General features: G+C 49.4%; 1 protein-coding gene. It reads right to left on the reverse strand.

The features are described from left to right. The coding region (locus CYP51_RS10225) for a hypothetical protein (protein WP_219809039.1) at positions 1-234 on the reverse strand (234 nt) is incomplete at its 3' end. Positions 235-577 lie beyond the last annotated feature (343 nt).

A 577-nucleotide genomic window follows, 5' to 3' on the forward strand; every position in this document is an offset into this window, starting at 1 on the left:
GGTTTTGGCTTCAATCTGGAAATTGATCGGCAGAGCGCCAACTTGGGTCATAATCTGCGCTTCGCCAAAAAAAAGAACATCGCGCGTCTCATCGCGTACGCCTTCGACCGTGATCGGAGTCAGCATGCGGATGTTGCCTACGCGTCGTTCGGAGATGACATCTTCACGCACAATTGCGGTCGGATCCATCTTTGCATCCATGCCCTGCTCATCGGACTTCATGTCTTCAGCCATTTCTGCTCCAAATATAAAAAAATCAAACCCTCTCTCCGCAAACTCTATAGGAGATGCGGTTCATGGGAAAAGCCACAGTTTAGCGGTTAGCGATAAACCATCACCGGGAAATGCGAGTGCGTGAGCACCTTCTGCGTTTCCGAGCCCACGAGACTGCAGCTAATCTCGTATGCCGTCTTCTGCCTGAAAAAAAAAAAACAAACGACAGACTCATCGTACTCGCATGACCATACATCTCTTGTCAGCACGCATCCACCCTTCCCATTCTCGCTTAAGCCCCAGAAGCTTGTTTCAACTTTCGCTTTGTCTATTCATGATCCACACTCGACTCTCCACTACCCAT

Source organism: Campylobacter concisus (genome assembly GCF_002912895.1).
Lineage (GTDB): Bacteria > Campylobacterota > Campylobacteria > Campylobacterales > Campylobacteraceae > Campylobacter_A > Campylobacter_A concisus_G.